Annotated in this window: 2 protein-coding genes; both read left to right on the forward strand. The window is 70.2% G+C overall.

Annotation, left to right across the window (positions count from 1 at the left end; genetic code table 11):
- A partial coding sequence (locus tag VGJ14_14585; protein ID HEY2833653.1) for a HEAT repeat domain-containing protein occupies positions 1-207 on the forward strand: 207 nt, incomplete at its 5' end.
- A 104-nt stretch (positions 208-311) separates the two neighbouring features.
- Entirely contained in the window at positions 312-1,733 is a 1,422-nt protein-coding gene (locus VGJ14_14590; GenBank protein ID HEY2833654.1) for an IS1380 family transposase, read from the forward strand.
- Positions 1,734-1,969 lie beyond the last annotated feature (236 nt).

The following is a 1,969-nucleotide window of genomic DNA, read 5'->3' on the forward strand; positions in this document are numbered from 1 at the left end:
ACCCGGACTCTGCTGACCGAGCGCGCCGCCGCCGACGACGACGGAGCCGTCCGGCGCGCGACCCTGCAAGCCCTCGTCCAGGACTGGCCCGACGAGCAGACCCGGACTCTGCTGACCGAGCGCGCCGCCGCCGACAACGACGGAGCCGTCCGGCAGGCAGCGATGGATGCCCTCGCCTGGGGCTGGCCTAGCCCTGACAATTCATAGCGATCTTGTCGGGGTGCGTGGCGGGACGGAGAAAGGTGCCCCTGACCTGGGAGAATGACGGTGTCGAAGCCAACATTCTGCTGTGATCGAGGAGCACCTTTCAGGTGGATGAGCTTACCGCGTGGTCCCGGGACCTGACCGTGGAAGTAGGCGGGCATGGGGTCGTGTCGCACACCGGGTCTGCGGCGCTGCGGCTGCTGGCCGACCGGACCGGGCTGACCGGCGCGTTGTCGAAGGCGTTACGCCGCCGCGGGTTCACCCCGGTGCACGACCGCGGCCGGGTGCTGGCCGACACCGCGGTGTTGATCGCCGACGGAGGTCGGGTGCTGTCGGATCTGGCGGTGCTGCGGGATCAGGGCGAGCTGTTCGGGCCGGTGGCCTCGGACCCGACGCTGTGGCGGGCGCTGGCCGAGATCGGCCCGGACCAGCGGGAACGGGTCGCGGCGGCGCGGGCGCGGACCCGCCGGCACGTGTGGGGGTTGATCGAGGCCCGACACGGGCGGATCCCGCCCTCGCGGGTGGCCGACCGGGACCTGGGGGCGACGATCGTGATCCGCATGGACGCCACGATCCAGATCGCGCACAGTGACAAACAGCTGGCGGCGGGCACATTCAAGGGCACCTGGGGTCATCATTCGTTGACCGCCTGGTGTGACAACACCAGCGAGTCGTTGGCGTTTCGGCTGCGCCCGGGCAACGCCGGCAGCAACACCGCGGTCGATCACATCGAGGTGCTCGACGAGGCGATCGCGCAGCTCCCGACCCGGCACCGGCGGAACCTGCTGGTCACCTGCGACGGTGCGGGCGCCACCCTGGACCTGGTCCGCCACATCACCACGCTGAACGCGGCACCCGGGCGGCGGGTGCACTACTCGGTCGGGTTCGACCTCGACGCCCGCGCCCGCACCGCGATCGGTCGGCTGTCGGAGACCGACTGGGACCAGGTGCTGGATCACCGCGGCAAGCCGCGCGACCCCGACGACGCCGGCGTGGCCGAGCTGACCGGGCTGCTGCGCCGCTCCGTGGGCGGGGACCGGCTGCCCAACTGGCCGACCGACATGCGCATCATTTGCCGCCGCGAACGGCCCTCGTCCGGGGCGCAACTGTCACTGATGGAGGAAGCCGACGGCTGGCGCTACCAGCTGATCGCCACCAACACCCCGACCGGGCAAGCCCAGTTCCTCGAGGCCCGCCACCGACCGCACGCCCGCGTGGAGGACCGCATCCGCACCGGCAAGAACACCGGCATCGGCCATTTGCCCTCCACCGCGTTCGCGCTCAACCAGGCCTGGTGTGTGGCCGCGAGCATCGCCTGCGACCTGCTGTGCTGGCTGCGGCTGCTGTGCCTGGACGGCCCGCTGGCCAAGGCCGAACCCAAGACCCTGCGCTACCGGCTGCTGCACACCGCCGCCCGGCTCGTCCGCGGCCAACGGAAACGAAAGATCAAAATCCCGGACACCTGGCCCTGGGCCGGGGAACTCGAAGCCTGCTTCCTGACCATCTTCGCGTTACCACCACCGGCCTGACCCCACCGTCCCCCGACCCCGACGCAGCAGTCCCCGGCCAGTGGAACCGGCGCTCCCAGCGACACCGGGCAACCCGTGCTGGCCCTCCCACAACCACAAGATCAAAAACGGAGGTGAAGATCACGATAGCCAGGTCGGAGCTCGATCCTGCAACCCCGGTGAATGATCAAGGCTGGTGGCAACACCGAGGACAAGTGGCGATTCCTGCGAGAGGGGCTATCGAGGTTCGCCGGTCG

It is taken from the genome of Sporichthyaceae bacterium (assembly GCA_036493475.1).
Taxonomy (GTDB): Bacteria; Actinomycetota; Actinomycetes; order Sporichthyales; family Sporichthyaceae; genus DASQPJ01.